The sequence below is a fragment of the Vibrio sp. 10N.222.52.B7 genome, assembly GCF_041474275.1.
Classification (GTDB): domain Bacteria; phylum Pseudomonadota; class Gammaproteobacteria; order Enterobacterales; family Vibrionaceae; genus Vibrio; species Vibrio crassostreae_C.
In genome coordinates, this window is the sequence record NZ_JBFRTU010000010.1 from 1 (window position 1) to 15093 (window position 15093).

The window sequence follows — 15093 nt, forward strand, 5'->3', positions numbered from 1 at the left end:
ATTAAAATAACATTCTAGTTTTAAAAAACATTAGAAGTGTAAAAGATCTTTCAGAAACCTGACATGGTTAAAGATCAACCACTCCGATGTTTATCCACACTACTAAGTGAAAGATTCATTTTGAACCCCATTTGGCAAGCATTTTATCCACCATAAACCCCTGTTTATTTATCCACTAAATTAATATTTCAATTAATTACCTTTATGTCCTGTGGATAACCCTGAGTTTGATCCCTTTTCTCGCAAGGAGATCATTTCTTAACCAGTCGTCATTTGGTGATAACTTCTGATAAAATCATTTTTTTGATCATGCCTTTTATTATGAAACCAGAACCACAAACACAACAAGAGCTGTTAGAGCGCGCGTATGCCATCGCCGGAATGACCTTTAAAGAGCTCGCTGACGAAGCTGAGATGGTGATGCCAAACGACCTTAAGCGTGATAAAGGCTGGGTTGGGCAGCTATTGGAATGGCACTTGGGTGCACCTGCAGGCAGTAAGCCAGAACAAGATTTTGCCAAACTAGGCATCGAGCTAAAAAGCATTCCGATTGGCTACTCTGGCAAGCCACTCGAAACCACCTTTGTGTGTGTTGCTCCTTTGATGGGTGTGCAAGGCATAACTTGGGAAACCAGCCACGTTCGAAACAAGCTGTCTAAGGTGTTGTGGATCCCTGTCGAGGGAGAAAGAGAGATCCCGCTAGCAGAGAGGCATGTAGGATCCCCATTATTATGGACACCTAGCCAAGCTGAAGACGAACTCTTGAAGCGAGATTGGGAAGAGCTGATGGAGTTGATCGTTTTAGGCAATGTTGAACAGATAACAGCAAGACACGGTGAAGCACTGCATTTACGTCCGAAGGCTGCTAACAGTCGTGTGTTAACGGAAGCTTACGGTGCAAGCGGAAAACCTATCAAAACTAAACCACGTGGTTTCTATCTGCGAACTCAATTCACCCATAAATTACTGACAACACATTACGCATAGATCGTTTAATCGAGCCTCGATAGCCAAAACTATCAGTGCGTTAAAAAACAGTCTGGAATTAGAATCAATATCTCGCTACCAACGCCTCTTAATGAGGTTTGAGCGCCAGTTCAATATCACAGTAGCTTTGGCTTGGCTCATTACCAAACTCATCATAGGCGTTGTGTAAGCGAAGATACGCCTTTTCAAAGCCGAGCCGGAGTAACTCCTCTTTCACTTGATCCAAGGATCCAAAGTGAAGCGGCTCGCCGTCTTGCTTTACCGGTTCTAGCTTATGTTTGTACTCCACCGCCAATAGATATTCTGAAATATCAGAACAGCCAATAACGTACACTTTGGGTGTTTGATAAGAGTCTTTGTGCTCTCCATGTAACCACATGTCTAACTGATGCTTTTGCATAACCGGCCTCCCTTGCTCTCTATAGCTTAGTAGAACTCTATTTCTTTACTAGGGCACGTTGATTTTTCTCGATTAAAAAAACAAAAAAGAGAAGCCAATGCTTCTCTTTTTTGTCCAGTTCTAGTTCAAAAGCGCTCACTTTTGACACCTAACTATCACCGTCAATGATTTAGGGGGTTGAAAGGTGCGATCAACCCCGAAAGATTACGTCGGTATTCGCGCGCTAAGAACACGACGAAGATGACGAACGCGACGTTCAATGGTGACAACTTCAGGCTCAGAGAAACCAATTGGACGACCATCGGCTTCAAGGCCAATATCTCTTAGCAAATGAGTGTTGTGCCAAGGTAGGTCTAGTGAACTACGACGTACTTTTCGCTGCCATTCCCGCTCTTCACGACGAAGATCGGCACGGATAAGGACTGTTGCTAATTTTAAATATACTGAGTGACGCATAATAACTCTCCAGTTGTTGAGTCAACTGAGGAAAAATAGCGTGTTAGATAGTATGAGGGCTTCTCACTTAGCTGCTATTTTTCCGCAGCCAAATAAGGATACGGATCTATTAGTTAGGTTTATCTTGGGTGTTTCGATCGGCTATGGCTGATGTGAGTGACATATCAGTCACCATGTCAGTACACGGATCAAACGACGCGCAAATATGCTGTATAAAATCGAAATGTTTCATTTGCGCCTCCAAGCTAACTAAAAAATCCAAAAAAAATGGGGAAGTAAAAGCAGACAAGTCTTTGTTAAATCGTTGCTTTAACGGTTAAAGTCTAACCAAGTGAGTATATTATTCAACCGCTAATTGATTAACATTTTTAAAACAATGCATTCGCCTGAAATATTAGTTGCATATTCATTTACATATAACATATTCACTATGATTATATAAAATCACAGCATATCTCTCTTAGGGTCTAACTAGAAAACAACGGACTACCCTTCAGAAACAAAAAAGCCACGTAGATACATGGCCTTTAATTTACGGTGACTGAATAAAGTCATGTAGAGAAGAGTCTAAACAACACCTTCAGAGATTAGGCTGTGTTTATTCAGCAAGCGGTACATCGTCGCTCGTGATACACCGAGCTCCTTAGCCGCCAATGAAACCTGACCACCGTAAGATTCCAATACAATCAGTAACGCATCGCGCTCTGAGCGCTCTCGAATACTCTTCAAGCTTCGGCGTTCATCATTCTGTTTTGGTAAATCCAGTTGGTGATCCTCAATGATCACAGCATCAGACATCAACACAACACGCTTAATCTGATTCATCAGCTCACGCACATTTCCAGGCCAATGGTATCGATTCATCGAACGGATAGCATCGTCTGAGAAGCTCTTCGCTTGAGCATTAAACTCTTTCGAGTACTCACGCAGAAAATGATTCGCCAGTACTGAAATATCGCTCACACGTTCTTTTAAGCTTGGAACATGAATACGCAGAACATTGATATAGTGATAAAGCTCTTCATTGAAGTCGCCCTCGATCAACGCCTTCTCGATATCAGAGGAGTTCGCGGCCAGAATACGCACATCGACAGATTTAGGTCCATTCGCAGTTTCAATCTTACCTTCTTGTAGAAAGCGCAACAGGTTCAGTTGTTGATTGCGTGGCATCGCTAAAACATCATTAAGCAAGATGGTTCCGCCATCGGCTTCTTCCAACATACAAGGCGCAGTCGCTGACTGTGCTGATATGCCAAACACCTCGGCCTCTATTCTCATTTCAGACAAGGCACGACAGTTAACCGTTAAAAATGGTTTCTGTGCTCGCGACGAATTTTGATGAATCGAGCGTGCAATCGTCTCTTTACCAGCCCCACTCTCGCCATAAATCAAGATACTGACATCAGTCGGCCCAATACGCTTTACTTGGTCTCTCAAGCGCTTCACGGCCACAGAATCGCCTAGCAGTCCCATGTTGTTATTGATGCCGTAGTTTGGCCATACCTTCTGCTCAAGCTTAAGCATACCCAGTTGGTGACCAATGGTACTCAGCAATTGAGCATCTGGGATTGGTGCCGTGAAAAAGTCGATACAGAAGTTGACGATAAACTGGCAGATCGTATCAGAGCTTAATTGAGATTCACGGATAAAGGCGAGCCATCTCACCTGCTTGTTATTGCTCACAAGGTTAGCAATACCGTTGAGACTGAACTCATCATGACTAAGATCGACAATACCAATACATGGGCCAATATCAGCAATCAAGGCATCGGCTTTTCGTAAATCTGCACACTGGGTACACTGCCAACCCACTTGTTCTAACACTGATAACCAGGGTTCGTACGCACCACCAACGACGATAAGAGAACCTGGTAAGGAATCCATCTTAAATTGAGTTCCCATCCTTCTTCCTTATTCTATTTTTATTTAAATCAGACTAATACGAGTCACTGCTTCATCGTTCGACAAAATGCCGCGAGAGCGTATTCAGCGCAGAGACGTATAGTAGTGAGACTATCTTAGATTTTATGTCTCAATAGTAAGACTATGTCAGAAATAACGATTTTTCGAATCAAGAGTGCGGTACAGACTAGGTTTTGAAGCCCCAAAACAGAAAAAGCCACCCGAAGGTGGCTTTTTAATTACATATGCTGTTACGCCCTATAAACGAGAATTACGCCTGTGGACGCATTGCCGGGAACAAGATCACGTCACGGATTGTGTGCGTATTTGTAAATAGCATTGCTAGACGGTCGATACCGATACCTTGACCCGCTGTTGGCGGTAGGCCGTGCTCTAGTGCAGTAATGTAGTCTGCATCGTAGTACATCGCTTCGTCATCACCCGCGTCTTTCGCGTTAACTTGCGCTTTGAAACGCTCGTCTTGGTCTTGTGCATCGTTAAGCTCAGAGAAACCATTCGCAACTTCACGGCCACCGATGAAGAACTCAAAACGGTCTGTGAAGAACGGGTTGTCATCGCTACGACGAGCTAGAGGAGAGATGTCCGCTGGGTAGCCAGTGATGAACGTTGGTTGAATTAGCTGAGGCTCAGCCGTTTCACCAAAGATCTCTTCTAGAAGCTGACCACATGTCCAGAACGTTTCTACGTCTACGTGTACAGATTTTGCGATAGCAACCATCTTTTCACGGTCTTGTAGGTCTGCTTCTGTTAGCGCTTGAATCTCAGCGTGCTCAGGGTTGTAGTGTTTGATTGCATCGAACATGCTCATGCGAGCGTAAGTGCCACCGAACTCAACCGTTTCGTCACCGTAAGGCATAGAAGTAGAACCAAGAACGTCCATTGCTGCCGTGCTTAGCATCTCTTCTGTCAGATCCATAAGGTCTTTGTAGTCAGAGTACGCTTGGTAGAATTCCATCATTGTGAATTCTGGGTTGTGACGTGGAGATAGACCTTCGTTACGGAAGTTACGGTTGATCTCGAATACACGGTCAAAACCACCCACCACTAGACGCTTAAGGTAAAGCTCTGGTGCAACACGTAGGTACATGTCGATGTCTAGTGCATTGTGATGAGTGATGAACGGACGTGCAGTTGCGCCACCCGGGATCACGTGCATCATTGGCGTTTCAACTTCTAGGTAGCCTTTCGCGCTCATGAAGTTACGGATTGAAGATACAAGCTTAGAACGCACGATGAATGCATTACGAGAATCTTCGTTCACGATTAGGTCAACGTAACGCTGACGGTAACGCATCTCTTGGTCAGTTAGACCGTGGAACTTCTCTGGTAGAGGACGAAGTGCTTTAGTCAGCAATTCAAACTCTTCCATGTTCACGTAAAGGTCGCCTTTACCTGATTTGTGAAGCGCACCTTTAACACCGATGATGTCACCGATATCTAGGCCTTGGTACTTCTCTTTCAGTACTTTTTGAACGTCTTTCGCTGCGTATGCTTGGATACGACCAGAAGTTTCTTGAATCGCAAGGAATGGACCACGCTTCGCCATAACACGACCAGCGATCGCAACGATGTGGTTAAGCTCTTCTAGCTCTTCCTTAGTCTTCTCACCGAATTCCGCTTGAAGATCGCCAGCTAGGTGCTCACGACGGAAGTCATTTGGGTGACCGTTAGCTTTGCAGTTTTGGCGGATGTGATCCAGCTTGCTGCGGCGCTCAGCGATTAGTTTGTTCTCTTCAGGTGAAGAAGCTTCTTGTGCGTTTTCGTTTTGAACAGCATCAGTCATTAGAGATGTACCCTGCTTTTAAAATTTGGACCGCTATATTTTTGCAAATATAGGCATTTTTACCAATATTATTGGTAAAGCTTAATAGTTGATAAAGCTTACAGACCTGATTTCAGGCTAGCTTCAATAAACTTGTCTAAGTCACCGTCAAGAACCGCTTGAGTATTACGGTTTTCGATGCCGGTGCGTAAATCTTTGATACGAGAATCATCCAGCACGTAAGAGCGGATTTGACTGCCCCAACCGATGTCTGATTTCGTCTCTTCGCTCGCTTGTTTTTCAGCATTTTGTTTTTGAATCTCAAGTTCAAAAAGCTTAGCACGTAGCTGCTTCATCGCTTGATCTTTGTTCTTATGCTGCGAACGGTCATTCTGACACTGAACCACAGTGTTAGTCGGAACGTGAGTAATACGTACCGCTGATTCCGTGGTGTTTACGTGCTGACCACCAGCGCCAGAGGCACGGTATACGTCAATACGTAGGTCAGAAGGATTAATGTCGATCGTAATGTTGTCATCAATCTCAGGATAGATAAACGCAGATGCAAATGAAGTATGACGACGACCACTTGAATCAAATGGTGACTTACGAACTAGACGGTGAACACCAGTCTCTGTGCGTAGCCAACCGTAAGCATACTCACCAGAAATACGTACCGTTGCGCCTTTAAGGCCAGCAACATCACCATCCGACACTTCGATAACTTCAGTCTTGAAGCCTTTCGAATCTGCCCAACGTAAGTACATGCGCAACATCATTGAAGTCCAGTCTTGAGCTTCTGTACCGCCCGAACCTGACTGTAAATCGATGTAGCAATCTGATGCATCGTGATCACCAGAGAACATACGACGGAATTCCAGCTTCTCTAGCTTAGCTTCAAGCTCGGCCAGTTCTGGTTCAATTTCATCGAACGTTTCTTGATCTTCTTCTTCAACCGCAAGCTCTAATAGGCCATCAACATCCTCAACACCTTGGTCAAGTTGGTCGATCGTTTCTACTACCGCTTCCAATGCAGAACGTTCTTTACCTAGCGCTTGAGCACGCTCAGGTTCGTTCCATACATCCGGTTGTTCTAATTCTGCGTTTACTTCTTCTAGACGCTCTTTCTTAGCGTCATAGTCAAAGATACCCCCTCAGGATATTTGTGCGCTCAGACACATCCTGCAGACGGTTTTTTATAGGATTGATTTCAAACATTTTAGCTCATCATTTATGAGTAGAATTTAACCGAAGAATTGTACTCAAAAGTGTGACGGAGATACAGAATTTTTTAGAGTGGTGAACCAAGATTCAACAACTTAATGGGATATAAAATTGACAGGCATAAAAAACACGTAAATTTTGTAAGGGCAGGAAGGAAAACAAGCCCTGTTTTTGAACAGAGCTTGTTGAATTTGGCACTATATGATGAGCATTATTGAGCCCAAAATCACTATTTGGCTTCGATATGATCAATCATCAGCTGCAACGATTGGTTGCCGCGAAATTCGTTGATATCGAGCTTAAATGCAAGATGAACGGTTTTTACTGATGCATCAGGCCAGCGACGTAGGTCGACGTTAAAGGCAATACCGTCAATCATCACATTGGTTGGGTGGCCTTTGTAGAGCGGCTCAAGCATCAGCTTAAGGTGCTTTTCACCCACCAGCTTTTGGTGCAGCACTTTAAACTCACCATCGAAGATTGGCTCAGGGAAAGCTTGTCCCCATGGGCCACCTGAACGCAGCGTTTCAGCGGTGTGCATCGAGAACTCTTCTGGTAACAGCTCACCATCAGACAAGATAATGCCCTTCAGTGCTGTTTCTCCAAGTTCATTCTTCACCACATCATTGAACAGCTTGCTGAAGCGTTCAAAGTCCTTTTCCATGATGGTTAAACCAGCCGCCATTGCGTGGCCACCAAATTTAAGAATCAAGCCAGGGTTTTGAGTATCAATTCGGTCCAATGCATCACGCATGTGCAGACCCGGAATTGAACGACATGAACCTTTGATACTGCCTTCGCCGCCATCTGCAAACGCAATCACTGGGCGGTGGTATTTGTCTTTGATACGCGAAGCCAAAATACCAATCACACCTTGGTGCCAATCACGTTGGAATAGTGCCAAGCCAGAAGGTAGGTCGTCTTTACCAAATTCAAGGCGCTCACAAAAAGCCATCGCTTCTTGCTTCATACCCTCTTCGATCTCTTTACGTGTTTGGTTCAAGCCATCTAACTCACTCGCCATTCGACGAGCCGCATGGATGTTGTTACTCATTAGCAGCTCAACACCAAAAGACATGTCGTCTAATCGACCAGCTGCATTGATACGAGGACCAAGAGCAAAGCCAAAGTCAGACGCCACCAAACGCTTAGCGTCTCGCTTAGCAATTTCGATCAAGGCTTGAATGCCCGGACGAGCTTTACCCGCACGAATACGTTGCAAACCTTGATGAACTAAAATTCGGTTGTTTTCATCGAGTGGAACCACGTCGGCAACCGTACCCAGCGCCACAAGGTCAATCAGTTCCATCAACTTAGGTTCTGTCATGCCGCGCTCTGCAAACCAACCCAATTTACGCATGTGAACACACAATGCCATCATCAGGTAAAAAGCGACACCAACCCCCGCTAGGGCTTTCGAAGGAAAAGCACAACTTTCAAGGTTTGGGTTAACCATAGCATCGACCATTGGCAGTTCATTGCCCGGCAAGTGATGATCGGTAACCAGAACCTCTAGCCCTTTCTCTTTAGCAAAGCGAACACCTTCAATTGAAGATACACCGTTGTCGACCGTCATGATCACTTCAGCACCAAGCTCGATTGCCTGTTCAACAACCTCAGGGCTCAAGCCATAACCATCTTCAAAACGGTTTGGTACCAGATAGTCGACGTTAGAGCTGCCGAGCATACGTAACGCTAAAACAGACAGCGCCGAGCTGGTCGCGCCATCGGCATCAAAGTCACCAACAATGATGATGCGTTTTTGCTGCTGAATAGCTTTGAACAACAGCTCAACCGCAGCATCAATGCCGCCCAGTTTTTGATAAGAGTGCAAGCCTTTCGCTGCTGTCTCTAGTTGGTCGGCACTGTCGATTCCACGACTCACATAAATGCGCTTTAACAAGTCAGGTAAGTGAGCAGGTAAGACTGAAATGTCGACCTCAGGACGGCGTTGGATCTCTATCATATAAAAATGGGCCCGATATCAATCAGGCCACTCCTTAAATCAAAAACATGGGGGATAAATTGGCAATACAGAAAACGAGATTATTGCTCTAAACGTTGAAGAAGTTGTGCTGGCGGTAAGTAACCACTCACCAACTCACCACTTGCTAGCACGATAGCCGGTGTGCCATTGATGCCAAGCTCACGACCTAATTGGTACTGTTTAGCAATGATCTGCTTTTGCTCTGCTAGATCTTTACCAGACGCTGGCATTTGACGATTTACTTTAGCGTCATGCATCGCTGTTTTTGGATCATCTGAAGCCCAGATTGCTGCCATTTGATCGGCAACTTGCCCTGTCGCACCTTGGCGTGGGTAAGCCATGTAACGAACGGTAATACCCAGATCGTTGTAGCCCTGCATTTGGCTGTGCAGACGAACACAGTAGCCACACGTAATGTCAGTAAATACCGTCACAACATACTTTTCGTTATCGGCTTTGTATTCAATAACCGTATCCGACATCGCCGCGACTTTTTCAGCATTCAGCGGAGCTTGACGCTCAGCCAAAACATCACTGAACTTACCGTTTTCATCTAAAGAGTAAAGTGTACCGGCTAGAAAGTGATCGCCCTCTGGAGAAGAAAATATAATGCCGCTGTTGGTTTGAACTTCTAACAAACCATCGATATCCGAAGGAACAATCTTATCGACCTTAATACCGATTTTTTCAAAACGCTTAGTTAACGCAGCTGTATCAATAGCTTGAGCTGGAGCAGCTTCTACGGCTGTTGATGTTGTTTCTACTTTCGCTTCTGATGCATTACATGCAGTAATCATAAGAGGAAGCGCTAGTAGAGGAAGACGGCGTAATACGCTCATTAAGTTCACCTTAAAAATAAATGGATTTAAGCACGTGGGTGATGCTGCGCATGAATTTGTTTGAGCCTTTCAGTCGCCACGTGAGTATAAATTTGGGTTGTCGATAAGTCACTATGCCCAAGTAACATCTGTACGACCCTGAGATCTGCGCCATAGTTCAGTAAATGCGTCGCAAAAGCGTGTCTCAATACGTGTGGTGACAACAATTCTGTGTCGATACCAGCGACGACCGAGTAGTGCTTAATACGATACCAGAACGTCTGACGGGTCATTTGCTTGGCGCGTTTACTCGGAAAAACCACATCAGAACTGTTTTCGCCAAGTAGATGTGGACGACCCTGTTCAATAAAAGTCTCTATCCAATCCACCGCATTTTCGCCCATTGGTACTAAGCGCTCTTTGCCACCCTTACCAATAACACGCACCACGCCCTGTCTTAGGCTGATGTTTTCCATCGTCAAGCTAACCAGTTCTGTCACACGCAAACCGGTTGCATAGAGTAACTCAAGCATCGCCTTATCGCGAAGCTCAATCGGATCGTTCGGATCTGGCGCATCGAGCAAAGCATCAACCTGTTCTTCGCTCAAATCTTTCGGCAAGCGTTGCGGCAGCTTCGGGCTGATCAACAAGGCACTTGGATCATCGCCTCTGATTTTCTCGCGGTGCAAATATTGGAACAAGCGACGAATCGCCGACAACATACGGGCACGAGAGGTCTGCTTAAAATCGGCGTCGGCTAACCAGCCTTGATAATCCTGTAAACCTGAAAGGCTAATGAAGTCGAGGCGGTAATTGTTCTTTTCCATCCACGCTAATAACTTGGACAAATCGGTACGGTACGAGACAAGCGTATTCTCCGATAATCCTCGCTCCATCCACATAGCATCTAAAAACTGCTCAACGAGACCGTGGTCTGCGCTCTGCCCTTGAGGCGACTGCATAGTGTTACTCACAATATTGGAAACTGTTTTGAGAGTATGCCAGAGCAAATATGAATGCCATAAAAATTACGACTTGAGCGGATAATCGCTGCAATCGAAGTCGATTTATGGTTAGAATTCGCCATCTGAAATTAAAATCGAACGTTTGCTATGAAAATTGGATTATTTTACGGCTCAACCACCTGCTACACAGAAATGGCAGCAGAGAAAATTCGCGGCATTATTGGTGAAGACCTAGTTGATATCCATAACGTGAAAGAAAGCCCTCTTTCATTGATGGCGGACTACGACCTTTTATTGCTGGGCATCTCGACTTGGGACTTCGGTGAAATCCAAGAAGATTGGAATGAACTGTGGGAAGACATCACAACCACGCCTATGAAAGGCAAGGTTGTGGCTCTGTTTGGTTTGGGTGACCAAGAAGGCTACGGCGAATGGTTCCTAGATGCGATGGGTCTATTGCATGATGAACTGAAAACCGCGGGTGCAGAGTTTGTTGGCTTCTGGCCAAACGATGACAGCTACGAGTTCGAAGCGTCTAAAGCGTTAACCGAAGACAAATCTCAATTCGTTGGTTTGGCGCTTGATGAAGATTCACAATACGAGCTAAGCGACGACCGTATCGCAAGCTGGGTTGAGCAAGTACTGGTTGAGTACAGCGAAAAGCTATAACCAAACAGAAGTACTCCCGGCTAAGTAGCTAACCAAGTAACTAGCTGGATATAAAAAGATCACAGAATACAAAAAGGCCTCATTACTGCGAAGTAATGAGGCCTTTTCTATTTCATCTCGAAGGACAATCTAATCTCGACGGAAGATTAAACAGTCTCTTCAGCCATCTCTTGTTCTGTTGACTTGCCAACAAAGAACATACAGATGATTGCAGCCGTTGTTGGAAGCAACCAACCCATACCGATCTCAAACAGTGGCAGCATCTTAAGTGCAGACACGTCTACACCCGCTACTTTAGCTCCATCAATAAGAGCAAACAGCAGTGACACTAATACCACTACGCGGTAAGCCGCTTTTGGATTAGGGAAACGGCTACGTAAGAATGTCAGAGCAACCAACGCGATAGCGACTGGGTACAGTGCAAACAGTACTGGAACAGACAGAGAAATCAGTTGAGAAAGACCAACGTTCGCAACGGTTGCACAAGCTACACCATTGATGATTACCCAAGTCTTGTAAGACAGAGGCGTTAGCGAGCTGAAGTAATCAGAACATGCTGACACAAGGCCAATCGCCGTAGTTAGACATGCTAATAGTACGATCACAGAAAGCACTAGCTGACCAGAAGGACCAAACAACGATTGAACGTATAGGCTTAAAATAGCACCGCCATTGTCTGCACCAGCTGCGACTGTTGCACTTGTTGCGCCTAGGAAAAATAGAGAGATGTAAACAAACGCCAGACCCGCTGCGGCAATACAACCCGCGCTAATTAGGTACTTAGTCGTCGCTGCACGGTCAGTAATGCCCTTGCTACGAATCGCATCAACAATCAGCATACCAAACATCAAAGAAGCAAAAGTATCCATGGTGTTGTAGCCTTCAAGGAAACCTTTGGTCAGTGGTTGAGTGATGTACTCACCGTGAGCCGCAAGAACGTCGCCTTGAGGGTTAACGAATACAGCGATCGCCAGTACAACCAAACCAACGAACAGTGCAGGTGTTAGTACCTTACCAATGACGTCAATAAGCTTACCTTGCGACCATGAGAAGAACATCGCTACTACAAAAAATGCAATCGAAAAGAGAGTTAGGTGAGCTTGAGAGGCATCGATGAAGAACGGTTTCACCGCCATCTCATAGGCAACAAGGCCAGTACGCGGTGCAGCAAATGCAGGACCGATAATAATAAAGATCAGTACAGCCATGATGGTTGCTGCTTTCTTAGGAAGATCTTTAGTTAAGTGACCCCAAGAGCCACCAGCCACTGCGACCGCGACGATAGTGATTAAGGGCAGACCAACGGCAGTCAGCAGAAAACCAGACATCGCTGGAAGGAAGTGATCACCGGCTAATTGGCCAGCTAGAGGTGGGAAGATGATGTTACCCGCACCCAAGAAAAACGCAAAAAGCATAAAGCCCAATGCCATTATATCTGTTAGTTTTAGACTCTGTTTCACAGATAATCCTTAATTATATTTATGAATTTATGTTGTGCTTACATGAATGTTACAGCTCAAAGCTGCCAATCAATCTATAAAATAGTCGCGCATAATGACGAAACAACTGGCTAGCTGCAAGTCACCACACAAAAACACCATATAAATTTGCATATGAGAACAAAAAGCAGTGGATTCCACTAGCTATAGAAAAATAGCCACAATTATAAACTAACCATAATGCACAACAATATTTTTTCAAGCAGAACATTGACTCATACAAGCGGTTAACATTAGAGCTAATCACTTAAAATATCTCGATACTCAGAACATTAATGAAAGACAAAACAGTGCAAACTAAAAGCTTCAATTTTAAGCAATTCTCAATTTACGGCGGGAAAAGCGGTATGCCAGTCAGTACCGATGGCGTATTACTTGGCGCTTGGGTAAGCCTGCCACAAAGATCATGTGTACTCGATATTGGAACCGGGACAGGTCTGCTGGCTTTGATGGCTGCGCAGCGTTTTGAAGATGCTTCAATCTCTGCGATAGATATTGATCAACACGCTATTGATGCTGCCACTGTCAATATTGAGCAGTCGCCTTGGCAAAATCGTATCTCCCTTGATCACGGCAGCGTGTTAACAACCGACTTTCCACAAAGGTTTGATGCGATCATCTGTAACCCGCCCTACTTCAACTCTGGAGAACAGGCGCAGCAAAGCCAAAGAGCCACCGCCAGGCACACCGACAGCTTGGATCATTTAGCGCTTGCCCAGCGTTGTTTCGAGATAACAACCGACGCCGCGACTGCCAGTTTCATCCTACCGACGCCTGAGGGGGAAGGTTTTATCAAGCTTGCCGAGCAATGTGGTTGGTATCTAGCAAAACGCCTTGATGTAAAAACAACAGATAAAAAGCCAGCTAGCCGAATTTTATTCGAGTTATCTAAAGATCCTGCTTGCGAGCAAGATTTGCAGCGCGAATCGCTTACAATTCACCATCAAGGTGGTTATAGCGAAGCATTTATTGCGCTCACTAAAGATTTTTATCTCAAGATGTAGCAAATACCATGTGATCCTAATCACTAATGCTTCTATAATGTCCGACTACTCTTTTTTATCGTCTGCTTTTTGAGGCAGAAACATTTATTGCTTGTGGAGAAACAACAGTGATCAGAACCTTTGCAGAACTCGATCTAAACCAAGAGCTGCTTAAAGCAATTGACGAAATGGGCTACGAACGTCCAACACAGATACAAGCTGAAGCAATCCCACAAGCGTTAGATGGAAGAGACGTTTTGGCTTCTGCGCCAACAGGTACTGGTAAAACAGCATCATTTGTATTGCCAGCACTGCAATACCTACTGGATTTCCCACGTAAGAAATCTGGCCCTGCACGAATGCTTATCCTGACGCCAACGCGTGAGCTAGCAATGCAGATCACCGAACAAGCACGTGAGCTTGCTAAATACACCAGCCTAAATATCTTCACGATCACGGGCGGTGTTATGTACCAAGAGCACGCAGATATCTTAAGTACAACTCAAGATATCGTAGTAGCAACACCTGGCCGTTTGATGGAATACATTGAAGGCGAGCGTTTTGACTGTCGTGCGATTGAATGGCTGGTTCTAGATGAAGCCGACCGCATGCTAGACATGGGCTTTGGTCCTGTTGTTGACCGTCTGTCTGCAGAGTGTCGCTGGCGTAAACAAACTTTACTGTTCTCAGCAACGCTAGAAGGTAAAGGCATTGAAGGCTTCACTGAAGATCTACTGAAAAACCCAGCGGAGATCGATGCGAAATCATCACTTCGTGAGCGTAAGAAGATCACTCAGTGGTACCACCGTGCAGACACAGCAGAGCACAAGCTGAACATCCTAAAGCACGTCATCACAGAGCAAGCTGAGCGCAGCATCGTATTCTTGAAGACGCGTGATCGTCTAGGTGATCTACGAGCTCAACTTGAAAGCGCGCAAATTCCATGTGCGTGGATCCAAGGTGAAATGCCTCAAGATCGTCGTAACAACGCGATTGCTCGTTTCCGTGACGGCTCTGTAAACGTACTACTAGCGACTGACGTTGCTGCTCGTGGTATCGACCTTCCAGACGTAAGCCACGTAATCAACTACGACATGCCACGTACTGCTGACGTATACCTACACCGTATTGGCCGTACTGCTCGTGCTGGTAAAAAAGGTAACGCGGTTTCTATCATTGAAGCGCACGATCAACTAATGATTGAGCGTGTGGCTCGTTACACAGACGAACCAATCAAAGAACGCTTTATTGAAGGCATGCGCCCTACGCATAAGAAAGCGGCCGTGACTAAGAAGAAGAAGCCGAAGAAAGAAGATAAGAAAGCGGTAGAGAAACAAAAAATCGCGAAGAAGAAAAAAATCGCGAAGAAAAAGAAAGCAGCAAAGAAGAAGTAATCTACCAGCTTCAACGATTCAATAAA

Annotated in this window: 13 protein-coding genes; 4 read left to right on the top strand and 9 right to left on the bottom strand. The window is 45.1% G+C overall.

Going from position 1 to position 15093, the window contains the following annotated elements; all coding sequences use genetic code 11:
* The first annotated feature begins 321 nt into the window (after positions 1–321).
* Positions 322–987 (top strand): DNA mismatch repair endonuclease MutH, encoded by a 666-nt coding sequence (gene mutH, locus AB4512_RS03870; protein ID WP_048606845.1) that lies wholly within the window; start codon positions 322–324, stop codon positions 985–987.
* An 88-nt stretch (positions 988–1075) separates the two neighbouring features.
* Here mutH and AB4512_RS03875 read toward each other — a convergent pair whose 3' ends face one another.
* The 8 genes from AB4512_RS03875 to xerD all read right to left on the bottom strand — a co-directional run bounded on the left by AB4512_RS03875 (position 1076) and on the right by xerD (position 10519).
* Positions 1076–1387 carry a DUF6482 family protein gene (locus tag AB4512_RS03875; RefSeq protein WP_004735016.1) on the bottom strand — a complete coding sequence of 104 codons (312 nt, stop codon included), beginning with the start codon at positions 1385–1387 and terminating at the stop codon, positions 1076–1078.
* 204 nt (positions 1388–1591) lie between these two features.
* The gene (locus AB4512_RS03880; RefSeq protein WP_008224444.1) at positions 1592–1843 is read right to left on the bottom strand and encodes a hypothetical protein; all 252 of its coding nucleotides are present in this window, start codon (positions 1841–1843) and stop codon (positions 1592–1594) included.
* A gap of 567 nt (positions 1844–2410) precedes the next feature.
* Complete coding sequence (vpsR, locus tag AB4512_RS03885) at positions 2411–3745, bottom strand: cyclic-di-GMP-binding transcriptional regulator VpsR (RefSeq protein WP_017062873.1); 1335 nt, start codon at positions 3743–3745, stop codon at positions 2411–2413.
* 271 nt (positions 3746–4016) lie between these two features.
* A complete protein-coding gene (gene lysS / locus AB4512_RS03890; RefSeq protein ID WP_017059330.1) occupies positions 4017–5549 on the bottom strand; it encodes a lysine--tRNA ligase in 1533 nt (510 codons plus the stop codon).
* Positions 5550–5647: 98 nt separating this feature from the next.
* Positions 5648–6746 (bottom strand): peptide chain release factor 2 gene (gene prfB / locus AB4512_RS03895; RefSeq protein ID WP_100208942.1). Its coding sequence is split into 2 segments (ribosomal slippage): positions 5648–6670 and positions 6672–6746, totalling 1098 coding nucleotides; the frame shifts between segments, so codons are not numbered across the junction.
* A 235-nt stretch (positions 6747–6981) separates the two neighbouring features.
* Complete coding sequence (recJ, locus tag AB4512_RS03900) at positions 6982–8718, bottom strand: single-stranded-DNA-specific exonuclease RecJ (protein ID WP_017059329.1); 1737 nt, start codon at positions 8716–8718, stop codon at positions 6982–6984.
* 80 nt (positions 8719–8798) lie between these two features.
* Positions 8799–9578: a thioredoxin fold domain-containing protein gene (locus AB4512_RS03905; protein WP_017062874.1), complete on the bottom strand. Its 780-nt coding sequence runs from the start codon at positions 9576–9578 to the stop codon at positions 8799–8801.
* Positions 9579–9604: 26 nt separating this feature from the next.
* Positions 9605–10519, bottom strand: coding sequence for a site-specific tyrosine recombinase XerD (gene xerD / locus AB4512_RS03910; RefSeq protein WP_017059327.1), 915 nt, complete (start codon positions 10517–10519; stop codon positions 9605–9607).
* Between the two features lie 150 nt (positions 10520–10669).
* Between xerD and fldB the strand changes: the two genes are divergently transcribed.
* Complete coding sequence (fldB, locus tag AB4512_RS03915; RefSeq protein ID WP_372174468.1) at positions 10670–11191, top strand: flavodoxin FldB; 522 nt, start codon at positions 10670–10672, stop codon at positions 11189–11191.
* 146 nt (positions 11192–11337) lie between these two features.
* Here the strand turns inward: fldB and brnQ are convergent, their stop codons facing one another.
* Positions 11338–12651, bottom strand: coding sequence for a branched-chain amino acid transport system II carrier protein (brnQ, locus tag AB4512_RS03920; RefSeq protein ID WP_136973918.1), 1314 nt, complete (start codon positions 12649–12651; stop codon positions 11338–11340).
* A gap of 314 nt (positions 12652–12965) precedes the next feature.
* Between brnQ and AB4512_RS03925 the strand changes: the two genes are divergently transcribed.
* Both AB4512_RS03925 and srmB read left to right on the top strand, forming a co-directional pair.
* Positions 12966–13694: a tRNA1(Val) (adenine(37)-N6)-methyltransferase gene (locus AB4512_RS03925; RefSeq protein WP_017062876.1), complete on the top strand. Its 729-nt coding sequence runs from the start codon at positions 12966–12968 to the stop codon at positions 13692–13694.
* 107 nt (positions 13695–13801) lie between these two features.
* On the top strand, positions 13802–15067 hold the full coding sequence (gene srmB / locus AB4512_RS03930; RefSeq protein WP_017059323.1) for an ATP-dependent RNA helicase SrmB: 1266 nt from the start codon (positions 13802–13804) through the stop codon (positions 15065–15067).
* Positions 15068–15093 lie beyond the last annotated feature (26 nt).

Excerpts from the sequence above, each read along its gene's own strand:
- mutH (WP_048606845.1), top strand. The coding sequence starts at position 322 with ATGAAACCAGAACCACAAACACAACAAGAGCTGTTAGAGCGCGCGTAT.
- AB4512_RS03875 (WP_004735016.1), bottom strand. The coding sequence starts at position 1,387 with ATGCAAAAGCATCAGTTAGACATGTGGTTACATGGAGAGCACAAAGAC.
- AB4512_RS03880 (WP_008224444.1), bottom strand. The coding sequence starts at position 1,843 with ATGCGTCACTCAGTATATTTAAAATTAGCAACAGTCCTTATCCGTGCC.
- vpsR (WP_017062873.1), bottom strand. The coding sequence starts at position 3,745 with ATGGGAACTCAATTTAAGATGGATTCCTTACCAGGTTCTCTTATCGTC.
- lysS (WP_017059330.1), bottom strand. The coding sequence starts at position 5,549 with ATGACTGATGCTGTTCAAAACGAAAACGCACAAGAAGCTTCTTCACCT.
- recJ (WP_017059329.1), bottom strand. The coding sequence starts at position 8,718 with ATGATAGAGATCCAACGCCGTCCTGAGGTCGACATTTCAGTCTTACCT.
- AB4512_RS03905 (WP_017062874.1), bottom strand. The coding sequence starts at position 9,578 with ATGAGCGTATTACGCCGTCTTCCTCTACTAGCGCTTCCTCTTATGATT.
- xerD (WP_017059327.1), bottom strand. The coding sequence starts at position 10,519 with ATGCAGTCGCCTCAAGGGCAGAGCGCAGACCACGGTCTCGTTGAGCAG.
- fldB (WP_372174468.1), top strand. The coding sequence starts at position 10,670 with ATGAAAATTGGATTATTTTACGGCTCAACCACCTGCTACACAGAAATG.
- AB4512_RS03925 (WP_017062876.1), top strand. The coding sequence starts at position 12,966 with ATGAAAGACAAAACAGTGCAAACTAAAAGCTTCAATTTTAAGCAATTC.